This is a genomic window from Aeromonas sanarellii (assembly GCF_000820085.1).
Classification (GTDB): Bacteria; Pseudomonadota; Gammaproteobacteria; order Enterobacterales; family Aeromonadaceae; genus Aeromonas; species Aeromonas sanarellii.
This window is the reverse complement of the sequence record NZ_CDBN01000098.1, coordinates 83,979-100,709: the sequence shown is the minus strand read 5'-3', so window position 1 is coordinate 100,709 and position 16,731 is coordinate 83,979. Positions and strand designations below refer to the sequence as shown.

The 16,731-nt window shown below is 63.4% G+C and carries 20 protein-coding genes; 12 read left to right on the top strand and 8 right to left on the bottom strand.

Translation table 11 applies throughout. The annotated features are described in order from the left end of the window. Nucleotides 1–40: 40 nt before the first annotated feature. Genes zur through BN1132_RS18740 form a run of 3 tightly spaced genes read left to right on the top strand, consistent with a single transcriptional unit; the run spans nt 41 to nt 1,183 of the window. The gene (gene zur / locus BN1132_RS18750; RefSeq protein WP_042079406.1) at nt 41–499 is read left to right on the top strand and encodes a zinc uptake transcriptional repressor Zur; all 459 of its coding nucleotides are present in this window, start codon (nt 41–43) and stop codon (nt 497–499) included. Continuing rightward, complete coding sequence (locus BN1132_RS18745) at nt 489–950, top strand: chemotaxis protein CheX (RefSeq protein WP_042079333.1); 462 nt, start codon at nt 489–491, stop codon at nt 948–950. Before zur ends, BN1132_RS18745 begins: the two co-directional genes overlap by 11 nt. Nucleotides 951–955: 5 nt before the next feature. Continuing rightward, nucleotides 956–1,183 (top strand): hypothetical protein, encoded by a 228-nt coding sequence (locus BN1132_RS18740; RefSeq protein WP_042079332.1) that lies wholly within the window; start codon nt 956–958, stop codon nt 1,181–1,183. Nucleotides 1,184–1,274: 91 nt separating this feature from the next. Here BN1132_RS18740 and brnQ read toward each other — a convergent pair whose 3' ends face one another. Together brnQ and BN1132_RS18730 are read right to left on the bottom strand one after the other, a co-directional pair. Continuing rightward, a complete protein-coding gene (brnQ, locus tag BN1132_RS18735) occupies nt 1,275–2,537 on the bottom strand; it encodes a branched-chain amino acid transport system II carrier protein (protein ID WP_042079405.1) in 1,263 nt (420 codons plus the stop codon). A 235-nt stretch (nt 2,538–2,772) separates the two neighbouring features. Further along, the gene (locus tag BN1132_RS18730) at nt 2,773–3,483 is read right to left on the bottom strand and encodes a tRNA1(Val) (adenine(37)-N6)-methyltransferase (RefSeq protein WP_042079331.1); all 711 of its coding nucleotides are present in this window, start codon (nt 3,481–3,483) and stop codon (nt 2,773–2,775) included. Between the two features lie 127 nt (nt 3,484–3,610). Between BN1132_RS18730 and srmB the strand changes: the two genes are divergently transcribed. After that, nucleotides 3,611–4,831 carry an ATP-dependent RNA helicase SrmB gene (gene srmB, locus BN1132_RS18725; RefSeq protein ID WP_042079330.1) on the top strand — a complete coding sequence of 407 codons (1,221 nt, stop codon included), beginning with the start codon at nt 3,611–3,613 and terminating at the stop codon, nt 4,829–4,831. A 173-nt stretch (nt 4,832–5,004) separates the two neighbouring features. Here the strand turns inward: srmB and yaaA are convergent, their stop codons facing one another. Genes yaaA through tapT form a run of 3 tightly spaced genes read right to left on the bottom strand, consistent with a single transcriptional unit; the run spans nt 5,005 to nt 7,977 of the window. Continuing rightward, on the bottom strand, nt 5,005–5,778 hold the full coding sequence (gene yaaA, locus BN1132_RS18720) for a peroxide stress protein YaaA (protein ID WP_042079329.1): 774 nt from the start codon (nt 5,776–5,778) through the stop codon (nt 5,005–5,007). A 31-nt stretch (nt 5,779–5,809) separates the two neighbouring features. Further along, the gene (locus BN1132_RS18715) at nt 5,810–6,919 is read right to left on the bottom strand and encodes a PilT/PilU family type 4a pilus ATPase (RefSeq protein WP_042079328.1); all 1,110 of its coding nucleotides are present in this window, start codon (nt 6,917–6,919) and stop codon (nt 5,810–5,812) included. Between the two features lie 23 nt (nt 6,920–6,942). After that, entirely contained in the window at nt 6,943–7,977 is a 1,035-nt protein-coding gene (tapT, locus tag BN1132_RS18710; RefSeq protein ID WP_042079327.1) for a type IVa pilus ATPase TapT, read from the bottom strand. A 39-nt stretch (nt 7,978–8,016) separates the two neighbouring features. On the opposite strand from tapT, the gene BN1132_RS18705 reads away from it, so the two are divergent. The 5 genes from BN1132_RS18705 to BN1132_RS18685 all read left to right on the top strand — a co-directional run bounded on the left by BN1132_RS18705 (nt 8,017) and on the right by BN1132_RS18685 (nt 11,051). Continuing rightward, entirely contained in the window at nt 8,017–8,718 is a 702-nt protein-coding gene (locus BN1132_RS18705) for a YggS family pyridoxal phosphate-dependent enzyme (protein WP_042079326.1), read from the top strand. Nucleotides 8,719–8,918: 200 nt separating this feature from the next. Continuing rightward, nucleotides 8,919–9,743 carry a pyrroline-5-carboxylate reductase gene (proC, locus tag BN1132_RS18700; RefSeq protein ID WP_042079325.1) on the top strand — a complete coding sequence of 275 codons (825 nt, stop codon included), beginning with the start codon at nt 8,919–8,921 and terminating at the stop codon, nt 9,741–9,743. A gap of 24 nt (nt 9,744–9,767) precedes the next feature. Beyond that, nucleotides 9,768–10,319, top strand: a complete 552-nt coding sequence (locus tag BN1132_RS18695; protein ID WP_042079324.1) for a YggT family protein — start codon at nt 9,768–9,770, stop codon at nt 10,317–10,319. After that, the gene (yggU, locus tag BN1132_RS18690; RefSeq protein WP_042079323.1) at nt 10,319–10,627 is read left to right on the top strand and encodes a DUF167 family protein YggU; all 309 of its coding nucleotides are present in this window, start codon (nt 10,319–10,321) and stop codon (nt 10,625–10,627) included. The genes BN1132_RS18695 and yggU overlap by 1 nt, the downstream gene beginning before the upstream one ends. A 4-nt stretch (nt 10,628–10,631) precedes the next feature. Further along, the gene (locus tag BN1132_RS18685; protein WP_042079322.1) at nt 10,632–11,051 is read left to right on the top strand and encodes a DUF4426 domain-containing protein; all 420 of its coding nucleotides are present in this window, start codon (nt 10,632–10,634) and stop codon (nt 11,049–11,051) included. A 77-nt stretch (nt 11,052–11,128) separates the two neighbouring features. Here the strand turns inward: BN1132_RS18685 and BN1132_RS18680 are convergent, their stop codons facing one another. From BN1132_RS18680 to BN1132_RS18670, 3 genes are all read right to left on the bottom strand, one after another. Beyond that, complete coding sequence (locus tag BN1132_RS18680) at nt 11,129–11,959, bottom strand: CPBP family intramembrane glutamic endopeptidase (protein ID WP_042079321.1); 831 nt, start codon at nt 11,957–11,959, stop codon at nt 11,129–11,131. A gap of 193 nt (nt 11,960–12,152) precedes the next feature. Next, nucleotides 12,153–12,443 (bottom strand): hypothetical protein, encoded by a 291-nt coding sequence (locus BN1132_RS18675; protein ID WP_042079320.1) that lies wholly within the window; start codon nt 12,441–12,443, stop codon nt 12,153–12,155. Nucleotides 12,444–12,493: 50 nt separating this feature from the next. After that, a complete protein-coding gene (locus BN1132_RS18670; protein WP_042079319.1) occupies nt 12,494–12,868 on the bottom strand; it encodes a YacL family protein in 375 nt (124 codons plus the stop codon). 196 nt (nt 12,869–13,064) lie between these two features. On the opposite strand from BN1132_RS18670, the gene BN1132_RS18665 reads away from it, so the two are divergent. The 3 genes from BN1132_RS18665 (at nt 13,065) to BN1132_RS18655 (ending at nt 16,705) form a co-directional block, all read left to right on the top strand. Next, nucleotides 13,065–14,180, top strand: coding sequence for a sugar diacid recognition domain-containing protein (locus BN1132_RS18665; RefSeq protein WP_042079318.1), 1,116 nt, complete (start codon nt 13,065–13,067; stop codon nt 14,178–14,180). 119 nt (nt 14,181–14,299) lie between these two features. Beyond that, entirely contained in the window at nt 14,300–15,562 is a 1,263-nt protein-coding gene (locus BN1132_RS18660) for a GntP family permease (RefSeq protein ID WP_042079317.1), read from the top strand. A 9-nt stretch (nt 15,563–15,571) separates the two neighbouring features. Next, entirely contained in the window at nt 15,572–16,705 is a 1,134-nt protein-coding gene (locus BN1132_RS18655) for a glycerate kinase (protein ID WP_042079316.1), read from the top strand. Nucleotides 16,706–16,731 lie beyond the last annotated feature (26 nt).

Sequence of the window (16,731 nt, the reverse complement as noted above, 5' to 3'; positions counted from 1 at the left end):
GTGATAGTATCCGGCTAATTGACAGGGTATCTGCGTGATCATGAATCAAGACCAACTTCTACAACGAGCGGAGCGCCTCTGCGAGCAGCGCGGGATCCGCTTCACCCCCACCCGGCGCCAGGTGTTCCGGCTGCTTGCCGCTCATGGCAATGCCATCAGCGCCTACGATCTGCTGGCCCAGTTGCAGCGGACCGAGGCCCATGCCAAGCCCCCCACCGTCTACCGGGCGCTCGACTTCCTGCTCGAGCAGGGGTTTGCCCACAAGGTGGAGTCGCTCAACGCCTTCATCTTCTGCTGCCATTTCGACCATGCCCATCCGATGCAATTGTTGATCTGCGACCGCTGCAAGGAGGTGGTGGAGCTGCACGATCCGGCCATCGACGGCGCCTTTTCCGAGCAGGCTCGCCAGCATGGTTTTACTATTACCAACAAGACCATAGAAGCTCATGGCCAATGCGCTAATTGCTCTGCCATCCTAGGAAGTCAAGATGAAGGCTGATTTTGTAAACCCGTTCCTGCTCTCCCTGCTCAACGTGCTCTCCACCATGGCGCAGCTGGAGCTCAAACCTGGCGCTCCCAAGCGCAAGACGGACGAGCTGGCACGGGGAGACGTCTCCGGCCTCATCGGCATGGTGGGTCCGCAGACCCGGGGCTCCCTCTCCATCAGCTTCGAGAAAGGGCTGGCCCTTGAGATCATGCGCCGCATGCTGGGGGAGGCGCCGGCCACCCTCAACGAGGAGGTGACCGACATGGTGGGCGAGATCACCAACATGGTGACCGGTGGCGCCAAGCGCATGCTGGGAGAGAAGGGCTATGAGTTCGACATGGCGACCCCCATCATCGTCTCCGGCCCCAATCACACCATTACCCACAGGGCCGACGGCGCCAAGATCATGATGCCGTTCGATTCTGAATATGGCCGCGCCACCATAGAGATCTGCTTCGAGTAATCGCCATGTGGAAGATGCTGAAATGGAGTGTCATCGGAGGGGTTGTGCTGCTCATCCTGTCGGATATCGAGATCCGCACCTCCCTCTACAAGTACGAGGACAACAGCGTGCAGATCAGTTTCCCGCGCTGGCAGGCCGAACAGCCCTGGGGCACCCTGCGCTGGCACGCAGGTCGGCTCGAACATCACTGGTACGGCCTGGCAGGCAAGCCCAAGCCTGCTCCCGTGCTCTGAGCGAGTGACCATTTCGCACCCACCAACACCAATGAAAGAGGCCAGCAGATGCTGGCCTCTTTTTTATCTAGCGATGGCGCCGGGGTGACGGTCAGGCGGCTTCGGCAGCCAGCTTGTCGGCACCACGCACCATGACACCCAGGCCACAGGCCAGCAGGGTCGGCAGCAACCAGGCCAGGCCCTTGTCAAACAGCGGCAGGAAGGCGAACGCATCCATCTTCATGCCGGCGGCGCCCAGGCCGTCCAGGCAGCCGAACAGGAAGGCGACCAGCAGCACGGAGCGGAACACTAGGCGGGGGCGACCGAAGTAACCCTTTAGGAAGGTGACCAGCACCAGCGCCACGGCCACCGGGTAGATGGCGACCAGCACAGGGATGGAGAGGCTGATGAGCTGGCTCAGACCCACGTTGGCTACCACGGCGCAGATGACGCCCAGCAGCACCACCAGCTTCTTGTAGCTCATGCCGGTGAGGTTGTGGAAGAAGTCGGAGCAGGCGGAGATCAGACCCACTGCGGTGGTGAAGCAGGCCAGGGTGATGATGGCCGCCAGGATGAACTGACCCGGCTGGCCGAACAGGCTCAGCACATAGGCGTTGACGATGGCGCCGCCGTTGCTGACGTCGGTAGCGACGCCGGCCGCGGTGTTGCCGAGCTGGAACAGGGAGACATAGACCACGGACAGGCCGATGGCGGAGATGATGCCCGCGATGGCCAGGTACTTGAACTGGCTCTGGTAGTCGTTGATGCCCTTCTGGCGCAGCAGATCGACGATCAGGGCGCCAAACATCAGGGACGCCAGGGTGTCCATGGTGTTGTAGCCCTCCAGGATCCCTTTCACGAAGGGGGTGTTCTGGTAGTCACCGGAAGCGGCAGGCATGGTGCCCTGGGGCGCGATGAAAACACCGACGGCCAGGGTCAGCAGCAGCAGCATCAGCACCGGGGTCAGGTACTTGCCGATGGCGTCCATCAGCTTGCCCTGATTCATGGAGACCAGGATGGAGATGCCAAAGAAGACGACAGTGTAGGCGATCAGCCCGGCCTGGCCCATATCACCGATAAAGGGCTTGAGGCCCATCTCGTAGGCTACCAGGCCGGTACGGGGAGCGGCGAAGGCCGGGCCGATGATGATGTAGATGGCGACGGCCAGGGCGGTGGCCACGCCAGCCGGCAGCAGCTTGGTCATGCCGGCCCAGCCGTTGCCCGCCTTGGCGACGGCGATGATGGTGATCAGGGGCAGACCCACGGCGGTGACCAGGAAGCCCAGCATGGCCAGGGAGAGGTGCTCGCCCGCCATGAAGCCGGCCAGGGGCGGGAAGATGATGTTGCCTGCGCCCAGATAGAAGGCGAAGGTCATGAAGCCCAATCCGAGTACGTCGGACAATGTGAGTGATTTCGTCAAGTTCAACCTCGTCTGTCTTGTAAACTATTGCTTGTTATAGTTTTTTATTGGTCGGTGACCGGCGTTGTTCAGGGGTAAAAAAAAGAGCCCCGCTGATTTTTTCATCGCGACCAGTGGTTTGAACTGGTCTGGAGCGGGCGCTCATTTAGCAGTCAGCATAATGATGTGAAAAAATAGTTCAAGACAAAATTTACATCTTCAAATAGAAGGGGCTGGTGAGTTGGATATATCTGTCGGAATAGCCGCCGGTAGCAGAATGGATGACAATTTCACCCCTGTTGCACTTGTTTAATCCTCTGCCAAGTAGCAATAAAACACGATTTGCCTCTTTCCCCTCCCTGGTGATAACAGCCAGATAACAACTCGCATGCAGATCATAACTCGACGAAATGCATAAAATTTCATCCGCCATCGCCGTCGGCAGCACCAGAGCCAGCTGTCCATGCCGGTTCAGCAGACGGTTGCTTGCGGCCAGCAATCCGTGGGGATCGAGCGCTCCCGTGTGACGGGCCAGGGCCCTGGCCGGATCGCGAAATGGCTGGCCTGCCACGAAGTAGGGAGGGTTGGAGACGATCAGATCATAGGGTTCGCCGTGATAATCCTGAATGGCGCTCTCTATGACGGTGACCCGGCTGTGCCAGGGGGAGGCGGCGACATTCTCCCTGGCCTGATCGGCTGCATCCTTATCCAGCTCCACCCCGTCGATCCGGCAGTCGTTCGTGCTGCGCTGGGCCAGCATGAGGGCGATGAGACCGCTGCCGGTGCCGATGTCCAGCACCCGGCGGGCGCCGGTGATCGGTACCCAGGCCCCCAGCAGGATACCGTCCGTGCCCACCTTCATGGCGCAACGGTCGTGGTCGACGTGAAATTGCTTGAAGGTAAAACCGCTGCTTCGTCCCATCCGGCTCCCGTCCTGTACCTGCCCGTTGAAAATGGTCGGCGATTATAGCGGCTAAGCCACAGTCACCATAGGAGCCGGCGGCATAATCGCCTATAATCTGCCGTTTCCTTAATGACCGAGTATTGCCATGAGCCAGTCCTTTGATGATTTCGACCTGAATCCAGCCCTCAGCCGGGCCTTGGCCGAGATGGGATTCACCCGCCCCACCACCATTCAGCAGATGGTGCTGGAGCCAGCCCTGGACGGCCGCGATATTCTGGCATCCGCCCCGACAGGCACCGGCAAGACAGCCGCCTTCCTGTTGCCGGCCATGCAGCACCTGCTGGATTTCCCGCGCCGCAAGCCGGGGCCGTGCCGCATGCTGATCCTGACTCCGACCCGCGAGCTGGCCCTACAGGTCAGCGCCCATGCCAAGGCGCTGGCGGTGCACACCCATCTGAGCATCGAGACCATCATCGGCGGCGTGAGCCACGAGGAGCAACTGCCCGCCCTGACCAAGACTACCGACATCGTGGTCGCCACCCCGGGCCGTCTGCTCGAGTACATCGAGAAAGAGGAGTTCGAGAGCCACGACATCGAGGTGCTGGTGCTGGATGAAGCGGACCGCATGCTGGACATGGGCTTCATCAAGGACGTGAACCGCATCGTGGAAGAGGCGCGCTACCGCAAGCACACCATGCTCTTTTCCGCCACCCTGGAAGGCGCCGGCCTCGAGAAGTTTGCAAGCGAGATCCTCAAAGACCCGGTTGAGCTGCACGCCGAGCCGCCCCGCAGCGAGCGCCGCCCCATCACCCAGTGGATCCACCTGGCGGACGATGCCGCCCACAAGCTGGTTCTGCTGGTGCATATCCTGAAAAACCCGGAGACCCAGAAGGCGATTATTTTCGTCAAGACCCGTGAGCGATTGGCGGAGCTTTCCGGCCAGTTGCAGGCGGCAGGCGTGCCCTGTGCCTGGATCCGCGGCGAGATGGAGCAGGCCAAGCGCATCGAGTCGATCCGCAAGTTCCACGAAGGGGAGGTGCCCTTCCTGATTGCCACCGACGTGGCCGCCCGCGGTATCGACCTGCCGAACGTCAGCCATGTCATCAACTACGACATGCCCTACGGCGCCGATGTCTACGTGCACCGCATCGGCCGCACCGGCCGTGCCGGCAACCGTGGCTGTGCCATCAGCCTGGTGGAGGCCCACGACATGGCCATGGTGGCCAAGATCGAGCGTTACACCGAGGAGCGCCTCAAGCGCCGGGTGATCGACGAGCTGCGCCCCAGGCACAAGGAGGCGCGGGTACCGGTGAAGAAGAAAAAGCCGAAGGATGCCAAGAAGTCGGCCAAGAAGAAAAAGAAGTAAGCCTGCCCGCCAGAACGGCCATCCCCGGATGGCCGTTCTGCTGTCCGGCGCCTGCCGAGGGGTGGAAAAGAAAAAAGCCGACGCATGAACGTCGGCCAACAAAAAGTGCTTACAACAGAGGATTCACAGAGTCAGACCCGAGGATCCCTGACTTGGTTCCCTGCTGGGTGTAATTAATTTTCAGCGCGCTTGAACATCAGGGTGTTGGCATCGGACTCTTCCGGTACGAAGTAGTAGCCTTCGGCGTTGAAGCCGGTCAACTGTTCCACCCTGGTGAGGCGGTGCTTGATGATGTGGCGGGCCATCATGCCGCGCGCCTTCTTGGCGTAGAAGCTGATGATCTTGAACTGGCCGTTCTTCTCGTCCTTGAACACCGGCGTGACGATGCGCCCCCGCAGGGTCTTCGGGCGCACCGACTTGAAATATTCGTCGGAAGCCAGGTTGATCAGCACCTCGTCCCCCTGGGCGGCCAGCGCCTGGTTCAGGTGTTCCGCGATGATGTCGCCCCAGAACTGGTAGAGATCCTTGCCGCGCGCGTTGTCCAGGCGAATGCCCATCTCCAGCCGGTAGGGCATCATCAGATCCAGCGGGCGCAGCACCCCATAGAGGCCGGAGAGCATGCGCAGGTGCTCCTGGGCGAAGTCGAGATCCCCGTCGTCGAAGTCGTCCGCCGCCAGCCCCGTGTAGACGTCCCCCTTGAATGCCAGCAAGGCCTGGCGGGCGTTGGCCGGGCTGAAGTCGGGTTGCCACTGGGCAAAGCGGGTGGCGTTGAGGCCGGCCAGCTTGTCGCTGATCTTCATCAGGCTGGCGATCTGATCCGGGCTCAGCTGGCGGGCCCGGCCGATCAGCTCGGCGGAGTGGTCCAGCAGCTCGGGTTGGGTGAAACGGGACGTCACCAGGGGCGACTCGTAATCCAGCGTCTTGGCCGGGGAAACCACAATCAGCATAACGATCCTTTATAGCGGTGACGCACGCCCCTCATTCATCCAGGGTGACGTTGTCGAGAGTACCTGCACCCAGCTGCTCGCGCCCCGACAGCTTGATCAGCAGTCGCAGGTCGTTGGCGGAGTCGGCATGGGCAAGGGCCTCACTGTAGCCAATTTGGCCGGCGCAGAACAGGGTGAACAGCGCCTGATCGAAGGTCTGCATGCCGAGCTCGGTGGACTTGGTCATCACCTCCTTGAGCCGATGCATCTCCCCCTTGCGGACGATGTCGGTGATGAGGGGGGTGTTGAGCAGGATCTCGAAGGCGGCGAAGCGGCGACTCCCGTCGATGCTCGGCAGCAGTTGTTGTGCGACGATGGCGCGCAGATTGAAGGAGAGATCGAACAGGAACTGGCGGTGCTTCTCCTGGGGAACCAGGTGGAGGATGCGATCCAGCGCCTGGTTGGCATTGTTGGCGTGCAGGGTGGCGAGGCAGAGGTGGCCCGTCTCGGCAAACTGGATGGCGAACTCCATGGTCTCCTGGTTGCGGATCTCGCCGATCAGGATGACGTCCGGTGCCTGGCGCAGGGAGTTTCTGAGCGCCACGTCGAAGGAGCCGGTGTCGATGCCGACCTCCCGCTGGGTCACCAGGCAGCGACCGTGCTGGTGGACGAACTCCACCGGGTCTTCCACCGTCAGGATGTGGCCGTCGCCATGCTGGTTGCGATAGCCGAGCATGGCCGCCTGGGTGGTGGATTTGCCGGCGCCCGTGGCCCCGACGAACAGCACCAGGCCGCGCTTGGCCATGGCGACGTCCTGCAATATCGGGGGCAGCACCAGCTCGTCGAAGGTGGGAATGCGGGTCTCGATGCGGCGCAGCACCATGCCCGGCAGGTCCTGTTGCCAGAAGGCGCTGACCCGAAAGCGCCCAAGCCCCTCGCGATGGATGGCGTAGTTGGCCTCCCGGGTGTGCTGGTAGCGTTCGAAATGCTCGGCATCCAGGCTGCTCTTGACCAGGGCCAGCGCGGTCTGTCTGTCCAGCGGGGTTTCTCCGAGCGGCACCAGGCGCCCATTCACCTTGAGAGTGGGGGGGGCATCGACCGTGATGAAGAGGTCCGAGCCCTTTTGTTCAACCAGTGCTGCGAGCAGAACATCCATGTCCATGGCATCTCCTTGGGTGTGCGAGCTTAAATGGTGTTGGGGTCGACCGCCTTGGCCTTGGCGTCGAGGGCGGCGACGATCCCCCGGTTGACCAGCTGCTTGAGGCTCTGGTCCATGGTCTGCATGCCGTGGGTCATCCCGGTCTGGATGACGGAATAGAGCTGGGCCACCTTGTCCTCCCGGATGAGGTTGCGCACGGCGGGAATGCCCATCATGATCTCGTGGGCCGCCACCCGGCCACCCCCGATCCGCTTGAGCAGGGTCTGGGAGATGACCGCCCGCAGGGATTCGGACAGCATGGAACGCACCATGTCCTTCTCCGAGCCGGGGAAGACGTCGATGATACGGTCTATGGTCTTGGCCGCCGACGAGGTGTGCAGGGTGCCAAACACCAGGTGGCCGGTCTCGGCTGCCGTCATGGCGAGGCGGATGGTCTCGAGGTCGCGCATCTCCCCCACCAGTATGATGTCCGGGTCTTCCCGCAGGGCCGAGCGCAGGGCGTTGCTGAAGCTCTTGGTGTCGCGGTGCACCTCCCGCTGGTTGACCAGGCAGCGCTTGTTCTCGTGCACGAATTCGATGGGATCCTCGATGGTGAGGATATGGTGGTGGAAGTTGTCGTTGATGTAGTCAACCATGGCCGCCAGGGTGGTGGACTTGCCCGAACCGGTCGGCCCTGTCACCAGCACCAGGCCGCGGGGAAACTCCGCTATCTTGCGAAATATCTCGGGTGCCGCCAGATCGTCCAGGGTCAGGACTGTGCTCGGAATGGTACGGAACACGGCGCCCGAGCCCCGCGCCTGCTGGAAGGCGTTGACCCGGAAGCGCGCCATGCCGGGCACCTCGAAGGAGAAGTCCACCTCGAAGTTCTCCTCCAGCTCCTTGCGCTGGTGGTCGTTCATGATGTCGTAGATGAGGGCATGGACTTCCCGGTGATCCAGGGCGGGCAAATTGATCTTGCGAACCTCCCCGTCAACCCTGATCATCGGAGGGACCCCGGCGGAGAGGTGTAGATCCGAGGCCTTATGCTTTACACTGAATGCCAATAACTCTGTGATATCCATAGATTTGTTATTCTCCCATCACAAGATCACGAACGAAATATGAGCCAGATTGCCCAGCACCTGCTTCAGGTAAAGGAACGTATTGTAGAGGCTGCCCGACGCGTCGGCCGTGGCGCCGATCATATCCAGTTGCTGGCGGTCAGCAAGACCAAGCCGCTGGTGGACATCCAGGCCGCCTATGCCGCCGGTCAGCGGCGCTTCGGCGAATCCTACGCCCAGGAGGCGGCCCTCAAGATAGATGCCCTGCGTGAGCAGGCCGCCTGCACAGACATAGAGTGGCACTTTATCGGCCCGCTGCAATCGAACAAGTCCAAACTGGTGGCGGAGCGGTTCGACTGGGTGCAAAGCGTCGATCGCGACAAGCTCATCGAGCGTCTCAACAACCAGCGTCCTGCCGGGTTGGCGCCGCTAAATATCTGTCTGCAAATCAATATTAGCGGAGAGAGCAGCAAATCCGGTACGTCGGAGCAAGAGATTTTCCGCCTGGCCGCCCTGGTGGCCCGGAGTGAACGCCTGGTGCTGCGCGGCCTGATGGCGATCCCCGAGCACACCCGTGACGAGGCGGTGCTGGCCGCCCAGATGGCACGCATGCAGGCTCTGTTCACCGAGCTTGCGCAACAATACCCGAGTGTCGATACCCTCTCGATGGGCATGACCGAGGATCTCGAGCCCGCCATCGCCCATGGCAGCACCATGGTGCGGGTCGGTACCGCCATCTTCGGTGCCCGCGACTATTCATGAGCAGGCCCCCGCGATGTCAGGCGGGGCTTGCGCTTTTTTCAGGCAACAGGAGCGTTTGATGCCATTGCCGGCCCAGGGCGGTCAGAACGGGCATCCGCAGCGCTGTCAGCAACAGGAGTGTTTGATGCAGCAGAGAACCCTCGTCCTTATCGGGGCGGGCATGCCGGGCTTCGCAGCCATTTCATCAGCAGGAGTCCAGGATGCAGCATAGAATTCTCGCCTTCATCGGCGCAGGCAACATGAGCCGCAGTATCATTGCCGGCCTCGTCCAGGCCGGCTACCCGGCCGATCGTATCATCGCCGCCAACCCCAGCCGTCCCAAGCTGGACGAACTGGCCAGCCGGTTTGGCATTCGCGTCACCCAGGACAATGCCGAGGCGGCCCGTGAGGCCGAGGTGATCGTGCTGGCGGTCAAGCCCCAGCTGATGGCGGGCATGCTGACGACGCTGGTGGCCGAACTCGGGTCGCTGGCGGGCAAGCTGCTCGTCTCCATCGCCGCCGGCATCAGGGTGGCGCGTTTGCAGGAGATGGCGGGGGGCCATGGCCGCATCATCCGCACCATGCCCAACACCCCCTCCCTGCTGGGGCTGGGGATGACGGGGCTCTACGCGCCGCCCGGCATCGAGCTGGCCGATCGCGACTTCGCCGAGCAGATGATGCAGGCGGTGGGCAAGACCCTCTGGGTGGAGCAGGAGTCCGGCATCAACGGCGTCATCGCGGCGGCGGGCAGTGCCCCGGCCTACTTCTTCCTGTTCATGCAGGCGATTGCCGAAGAGGCGGAGGCCATGGGCTTCTCCCCCGAACAGGCCAGGCTGCTGGTGCAGCAGACGGCGCTGGGCGCCGCCGCCATGGTGGAGCAGAACCCGGCTCTCTCCCTGCAGACCCTGCGGGAGCAGGTGACCAGCAAGGGGGGGACCACGGCCGAGGCCGTCAAGACCTTCCAGGAGCAGGGGCTGATGGCGCTGACCGCACGAGCCATGCAGGCGGCCGTTACCCGGGCCGGCGAGATGGAAACCCTTTTTTGAACCCTCTTTTAGCAAGGAGCCCGGATGAACACGGCTTACTTTTTGATTAACACGGTTTTTGATCTCTACCTCATGGTGGTACTGCTGCGGGTCTGGCTGCAGTGGGCCCGCGCCGACTTCTACAACCCCATGAGCCAGATGGTGGTCAAGCTGACCAATCCCCTGGTGGTGCCCCTGCGCCGCGTCATTCCCGGCTTTGGCGGGCTGGACATGGCCTCGGTGCTGCTGGCGCTGCTCATCGCCTTCGCCAAGCTGGCGCTGCTCAAGAGCATGAACGTGCTGCTGACAGACTGGCTGACCCTCAGCCTGTTTGCACTGCTCACCGTGCTGAAGAAGGTGGGCTCCATGATCTTCTGGATCCTGCTGATCCGCGCCATCCTGAGCTGGGTCAGCCAGGGTCGCAACCCCATCGAATACGTGATGCACCAGCTGACCGAGCCTTTCCTGGCACCGATCCGCCGCATCCTGCCCGCCCTGGGAGGGCTGGATCTCTCCGTGCTGGTCGCCTTCATCGCGCTGCAGGCCATAAACTATCTGTTGGGGGATCTGTTCGGTCAGCTGTGGTGGATGATCTGATGCCCGCCGTCCTGCTGGAAGGGGACGAGCTGGTATTGCATCTGATGATCCAGCCCAAGGCGAGCCGGGATCAGATCGTCGGTTTGCACGGGGACGAGTTGAAAGTGGCCATCACGGCGCCGCCGGTGGATGGCCAGGCCAACAGTCACCTGATCAGGTATCTGGCCAAGCAGTGCAAGGTGGCCAAGGGGCAGGTTCGCATCGTGCGGGGAGAGCTGGGTCGCCACAAGACGGTTGCCATCGAGGCGCCGAAGCAGATCCCCGCCGAGATCGCCGCCCTGCTGGAGAGTGGAACACGAGAAGGATGACATCATGAAAACAGTCTGGATGAGCTGCCTGCTGGCGCTCTTGATGACGTTGCCACTGCGGGCCGAACAGATGAAGGAACTGGGCCCCTGGCAGGTGCACTACAGCGCCTTCAACTCCAGCTTCCTCACCCCCGAGGTGGCCAAGGCCTATGGTCTGGAGCGCAGCCGTTACAACGGCATCGTCAACATCGCGGTGCAGAACAAGCAGGGGGTGGCGCAGGCAGTGGGGATCAGCGGGGAGGCCAAGAACCTCACCGGCACCATCCGTACCCTGAGCTTCCAGGAGGTGAAGGAGGGGGATTCCATCTACTACCTGGCGGTGTTGCCCTACCGCAACGAGGACACCTACCAGTTCACCCTGACGATCATGGGGGAGGGGCAGCAGCAGACGCTGAGCTTCCAGCAGACCTTCTACGTCGACTAGGCGCTCTGTGAGATGGGATGCCCCGAACCGGCAGGTTCGGGGCATTTTTTTATCCGCAGGGGGCCGTTCCCCCGGGCTTAGCGGCTGGCCAGCGGATAGGTGAACAGGGCCAGGTGGGCGAAGTTGAACAGGAAGTGCAGCAGGATGGCGACGCCGAGGCGGCCACTCCATTGGAACGCCAGGCCGTAGCAGGCCCCCGCCAGGGTGGCGAACAACACTAGCAGCGGGCCGCCGGCCAGGTGTGCCACCCCGAACAGCAGGCTGGCGATGAGAATGCCCAGCCAGACCCGGGTGCGCCGGGTGATGGCCTGCTGGAGAAAGCCCCGGAACAGCGCCTCCTCCGCCACGCAGGTGAACAGCAGGTTGTTGAGGGCGAACAGCCACCACCAGTGAGGCAGACCGACCTCGGGTCTCAGGGCCCCCAGTTGCCAGGCGGTGATCAGCAGGGCCGACAGCGGCAACAGCAGCAGGGCCAGCGGGCGCCAGCGCAGGGGACCACCCGGACCCGGCAGCGCGGGCCAGGCCAGCAACAGGCCGAAGAAGATCAGCGGCTTGTCTAGATTGAGGTACATGTTGAACGGCACGCTGGCGGGGCCGGCCCGCACCTGGTCCAGCACCTTCAGATTGCTGAACCCCGGGACGAGATGCAGGGTCAGGGCGACGGCCCAGAGCAGCACCAGGGCGAGGGCCATCGGGCGCCAGGGTGGCGGCAGGCGGGGAGTCTGCCAGGCCAGCAGCAGTCCGGCGAGGCTGATTAGCAGGGCCGGAGGCGTGATGCGGCCAAGGGCAAGGGCACCGAGCAGGGCGATGCCCAGCAGGATAAGGCCGGGTGTGCGTTGGCGGGCGAGGCAGAGCAGTACGGCCAGGGCAAGGGCGGCCCAGATCAGGGCATCGGGAAGTGGCAGCATTGAGTCTCCTTGTTGGTTCCAAGGGGCGCACCTTAACGAGCTGCTTCCTCTTGCACAAGGCGCAATGGACTGGTCGGAGCCCTGGATGCACTATCTTGCCGAGGGTTCTGACCGGCTTGGACAATAAAAAGCCGGAGCTGAGGCTCCGGCTTTGGGGAGAGGTGGTGGCCAGGCTGACGGGGCCCAAGCCAGATTAACGGCCGGATTCGGCGATGACCCGGGCGATGATGTCGGCACGCTTGCTCGCTTCCAGCTCGCCCAGGGCGATGAGTCCGGCCTTGAAGATCACGTTCTTCGGCAGGCTGACGTCGTCCAGGGTGGTGATGGCCTCCACGTGCATGCCGTTCAGGCGGCTGGCGTCTCGGGGGCTCAGGTTGACCTGGGTATTCAGCACCTGCTTGCCCTTCTTCTTGGGCTGGGCGGCTTTCTTCGGTTGATCCTGTTCGTCTTCCGGCAGTTCGTCATCAAAATCGTAAATAGACATAGTCAATCCTGTTGGGTTGCAATGGGCATGCTCGCCCGAAATATGAGAGATCAGCCCATATCCTCATTGCGGATAAAGGCGCGCCAGGAGACAAGCACCTGGGCAAAGTCTTCCAGCCCGCACATGGCCAGCTGTTCATCATCGTAGTAGGAGAGATCGTCGAGATCCGCGTCCTGCTCGATATTGAGGACATTGGCCTTCACCTCGGCCTCCTCGTGGGTCAGCAGCAGGGAGTAGTCGCCGCCGAGCAGCCGATATTCGGTGCGGGTCCGGCCGGAGAGCTGGTCGATGATGGCGAACAGCTCGTCGAGCTTCTCCTCGTCCTTGCCCACTTCGTCGATCAGCCACTGGCCTATGGCCTCGTGGCCCATGGAGAACCGGGCGCGATAGCCACCGAACGGGTCGCGGCGAAATTCATAATCCATAGCGGAGTCCATACCGGATGGGTGGAGCCACCCTGCCACGGTGCGGCATGACGCCGGATCCCTGATCCAGGGCGGGGCACAGATGGCGTAAAGTGGCCTATTCTAGCGATCCCCCCCGCACTTGTCTTGAAGATGTGGGATCTTTGCCCCGGCGCCGGCACTTTACAGCCAGCCCGGTCCCCGTGTTGGAGATGTTATGCAGCTAAACGAGACCCTGGCCCGGCAGATAGTGAGCAGGGCGATGAAGATACTATCGTTCTCGGTCAACGTGATGGACGAGCGGGGCCTGATCATCGCCTCCGGCAACCCGGAGCGGCTGCACCAGCGCCACGAGGGGGCCGTACTGGCCCTGACCGAGAACCGGGTGGTGGAGATCAGCGACGCCACCGCCCGCCAGCTCAAGGGGGTGAGGCCCGGTATCAACCTGCCCATCGCCTATCAGGGGGAGCTGCTCGGGGTCATCGGCATCTCGGGGGATCCGGACATCGTTCGTGCTTACGCCGAGCTGGTGCGTATGACCGCCGAGCTTATCCTGGAGCAGGCGGCGCTCACCGAGCAGTTGCAGTGGGACAAGCGCCACAAGGAGGAGCTGGTGCTGCAGCTCATTCGCGGCGAGGGGCGGGCCGATCAGTTGCAGCAGGCGGCCCGCTTCCTCGAGCTGGATCTGGCCCAGCCCAGGGTGGTGGCCGTGCTGGCGCTGGAGGAGGCGGAGCCCGCCCGTCTGCGGGAACTGGTGCATCTGCTGGAGAATCCGGAGCGGGACAACCTGGTGGCCATCAACGGCCTGGACGAGATAGTGGTGCTCAAACCGGCCCAGCTCAGTGAAGGCGTCTGGCAGTCGGCGCAGGAGCGTAGCCGCATCAGGCAGTTGCTGACCCGTATCCCCCACTTTCGGGTGCGCATCGGGGTGGGTGATTACTTCGCCGGGATCGAAGGGCTGGCGCTCTCCTACCAGACGGCGCGGGACACCTTGCGCCGGGGCATGCGCCAGGCGCCGCGCAAGCAGGTCTACTTCTTCGAGGATTACCGGCTGCCGGTGCTGCTCGGCAGCCTGGCGGACTCCTGGCAGGCGGATCAGCTGCGCGCCCCCCTGCTCAGGCTGGCAAGGGAGGACGCCAAGGGGGTACTGCAGAAGACGCTGCGCCAGTATTTCTTGCAGGATTGTGATCTGCATCCCTGTGCCGAAGCCCTGTTCATCCATCCCAACACCCTGCGCTACCGGCTGACCCGGATAGAGCAGATAACAGGCTTGAGTTTCAACAAGTTAGACGACAAATTCCTGCTCTATCTCGGCCTGAATCTCGACGGCTGATTTGTTCGATTGAACAAAAACAATCGGGATGGCAGCGAAAAGTTTGGCTTTCTGACCAAAGCATTCTGGCCCGGGATCCCCATAATGGCGGCCACTCATTACAACAAAAGGTGCCCGTCATGATCCCTGTATCCGCGCTCGGCGCTCTCGCCGCGCTCTCCATCGCCATCTTCCTGATCCTGAAGAAGGTGCCGCCCGCCTACGGCATGATAGTCGGTGCCCTGGCCGGCGGCCTGATCGGCGGCGCCGATCTGACCCAGACCGTCGCCCTGATGATCGGCGGCGCCCAGGGGATCACCACGGCGGTGATGCGGATCCTGGCGGCGGGGGTACTGGCGGGCGTGCTCATCGAATCGGGCGCCGCCACCACCATCGCCGAGACCATAGTCAAGAAGCTCGGCGAGACCCGGGCCCTGCTGGCCCTGGCCCTGGCCACCCTGATCCTGACCGCGGTCGGTGTCTTCGTGGACGTGGCCGTCATCACGGTCGCCCCCATAGCGCTCGCCATCGCCCGCCGTGCCGATCTCTCCAAGGCGGCCATACTGCTGGCCATGATAGGCGGCGGCAAGGCGGGCAACGTCATGTCTCCCAACCCCAACGCCATCGCCGCGTCTGACGCCTTCCACCTGCCCCTCACCTCTGTGATGGCAGCCGGCATCATCCCGGGTCTGTTCGGCCTGGTGATGGCCTACTGGCTCGCCAAGCGCCTGAACAACAGGGGCAGCAAGGTCGCGGCCGACGAGGTGGTGAGCTTCGATGGCAGCAAGTTGCCCGGCTTTGCCGCCGCCATCAGCGCGCCCCTGGTGGCCATACTGCTGCTGGCCCTGCGTCCTGTGGCCGGTATCGTCGTGGATCCGCTGATCGCGCTGCCCCTCGGCGGTCTGGTGGGCGCCCTGATGATGGGCAAGTTCGGCAAGGTGAACCAGTTTGCGGTCTCGGGCCTGGCCCGCATGGCGCCGGTGGCCATCATGCTGCTGGGTACCGGTACCCTGGCGGGCATCATCGCCAACTCCGGTCTCAAGGATGTGCTGATCAGCGGCCTGACCGCCTCCGGTCTGCCTTCCTACCTGCTGGCCCCCATCTCCGGTGCCCTGATGTCGCTGGCGACCGCCTCGACCACCGCCGGTACCGTCGTCGCCTCCAACGTGTTCAGCTCCACCCTGATCGAGCTCGGCATCAGCAGCCTGGCGGGGGCCGCCATGATCCACGCCGGGGCCACCGTGTTCGACCACATGCCCCACGGCTCCTTCTTCCACGCCACCGGGGGCAGTGTCCACATGGGCGTCGGCGAGCGGCTCAAGCTCATCCCCTACGAAACCGCCGTCGGCCTGACCATAGCCGCCGTCTCCACCCTGATGTTTGGCGTGTTCGGTCTCGCCTAAGGAACTGATATGAAAATTGTGATCGCCCCGGATTCATTCAAGGAGAGCCTCAGTGCCATGGCGGTGGCCGATGCCATCGAGGCCGGTTTCAAGCAGGTGCTGCCGGATGCCACCTACGTCAAGCTGCCCATGGCGGATGGCGGCGAGGGGACGGTGCAGTCCCTGGTGGACGCCACCGGCGGCCGCATCCTGCCGGTGGAGGTGACCGCCCCCCTCGGCAACCGGGTGCAGGGCTTCGTCGGTCTGCTGGGGGATGGCGAGCGGGCCGTCATCGAGATGGCGGCCGCCTCCGGCCTGCATCTGGTGGAACCCGAGCGGCGCAATCCCCTGCATACCTCGAGCTTTGGCACCGGCGAGCTCATCCTGGCGGCGCTGGAGATGGGGGTGACTCACCTTATCCTCGGCATTGGCGGCAGCGCCACCAACGACGGCGGCGCCGGCATGATCCAGGCCCTCGGCGGCAAGTTGCTCAAGGACGATGGCTCTGCCATCGAGTCGGGGGGCGCCGGTCTGGCTGAGCTGGCGACCATAGACCTGAGCGGACTGGATCCTCGCCTGGCCGGGCTCCACATCGAGGTGGCCTGCGACGTGGACAATCCGCTCTGCGGTCCGAAAGGGGCCTCTGCGGTGTTTGGCCCGCAGAAGGGGGCGACCCCCGGGATGGTGGCGCAGCTGGACGCCAACCTGGCCCGCTACGCCGATTGCATCGAGCAGGCGCTCGGCAAGCAGGTCAGGGAGATCCCGGGGGCGGGGGCCGCCGGTGGCATGGGCGCCGCCCTGGTGGGCCTGCTCGGCGCCGAGCTCAAGCCCGGCATCCAGATCGTCATCGAAGCCCTGAAACTGGCCGAGGCAGTGGCCGACGCGGATCTCGTCATCACCGGCGAGGGGCGCATCGACAGCCAGAGCATCCACGGCAAGACGCCCATCGGGGTGGCCCGCTGTGCCAAGCGGTTCGGCAAACCGGTGATCGGCATCGCCGGCTGCCTCACCGATGATTGCGGCGTGGTGCATGAGCACGGGCTCGATGCGGTGTTCGCCGTGGTCAACCGCGCCATGTCCCTGCCGGAGGCGCTAGCCACCGCCACCACCAACCTGCAGCTCACGGCCCGCAACGTGGCCGCCCTCTATCTATTGCGCAAATAGCCCCTCTCCTGGCCGGCGCGACGCGC

Excerpts from the sequence above, each read along its gene's own strand:
- BN1132_RS18745 (WP_042079333.1), top strand. The coding sequence starts at position 489 with ATGAAGGCTGATTTTGTAAACCCGTTCCTGCTCTCCCTGCTCAACGTG.
- yggU (WP_042079323.1), top strand. The coding sequence starts at position 10,319 with ATGCCCGCCGTCCTGCTGGAAGGGGACGAGCTGGTATTGCATCTGATG.
- yaaA (WP_042079329.1), bottom strand. The coding sequence starts at position 5,778 with ATGCTGATTGTGGTTTCCCCGGCCAAGACGCTGGATTACGAGTCGCCC.
- BN1132_RS18695 (WP_042079324.1), top strand. The coding sequence starts at position 9,768 with ATGAACACGGCTTACTTTTTGATTAACACGGTTTTTGATCTCTACCTC.
- BN1132_RS18660 (WP_042079317.1), top strand. The coding sequence starts at position 14,300 with ATGATCCCTGTATCCGCGCTCGGCGCTCTCGCCGCGCTCTCCATCGCC.
- BN1132_RS18670 (WP_042079319.1), bottom strand. The coding sequence starts at position 12,868 with ATGGATTATGAATTTCGCCGCGACCCGTTCGGTGGCTATCGCGCCCGG.
- BN1132_RS18655 (WP_042079316.1), top strand. The coding sequence starts at position 15,572 with ATGAAAATTGTGATCGCCCCGGATTCATTCAAGGAGAGCCTCAGTGCC.
- BN1132_RS18730 (WP_042079331.1), bottom strand. The coding sequence starts at position 3,483 with ATGGGACGAAGCAGCGGTTTTACCTTCAAGCAATTTCACGTCGACCAC.
- zur (WP_042079406.1), top strand. The coding sequence starts at position 41 with ATGAATCAAGACCAACTTCTACAACGAGCGGAGCGCCTCTGCGAGCAG.
- srmB (WP_042079330.1), top strand. The coding sequence starts at position 3,611 with ATGAGCCAGTCCTTTGATGATTTCGACCTGAATCCAGCCCTCAGCCGG.
- BN1132_RS18685 (WP_042079322.1), top strand. The coding sequence starts at position 10,632 with ATGAAAACAGTCTGGATGAGCTGCCTGCTGGCGCTCTTGATGACGTTG.
- tapT (WP_042079327.1), bottom strand. The coding sequence starts at position 7,977 with ATGGATATCACAGAGTTATTGGCATTCAGTGTAAAGCATAAGGCCTCG.
- BN1132_RS18715 (WP_042079328.1), bottom strand. The coding sequence starts at position 6,919 with ATGGACATGGATGTTCTGCTCGCAGCACTGGTTGAACAAAAGGGCTCG.
- BN1132_RS18665 (WP_042079318.1), top strand. The coding sequence starts at position 13,065 with ATGCAGCTAAACGAGACCCTGGCCCGGCAGATAGTGAGCAGGGCGATG.
- BN1132_RS18705 (WP_042079326.1), top strand. The coding sequence starts at position 8,017 with ATGAGCCAGATTGCCCAGCACCTGCTTCAGGTAAAGGAACGTATTGTA.
- BN1132_RS18675 (WP_042079320.1), bottom strand. The coding sequence starts at position 12,443 with ATGTCTATTTACGATTTTGATGACGAACTGCCGGAAGACGAACAGGAT.
- brnQ (WP_042079405.1), bottom strand. The coding sequence starts at position 2,537 with ATGACCTTCGCCTTCTATCTGGGCGCAGGCAACATCATCTTCCCGCCC.
- BN1132_RS18680 (WP_042079321.1), bottom strand. The coding sequence starts at position 11,959 with ATGCTGCCACTTCCCGATGCCCTGATCTGGGCCGCCCTTGCCCTGGCC.
- BN1132_RS18740 (WP_042079332.1), top strand. The coding sequence starts at position 956 with ATGTGGAAGATGCTGAAATGGAGTGTCATCGGAGGGGTTGTGCTGCTC.
- proC (WP_042079325.1), top strand. The coding sequence starts at position 8,919 with ATGCAGCATAGAATTCTCGCCTTCATCGGCGCAGGCAACATGAGCCGC.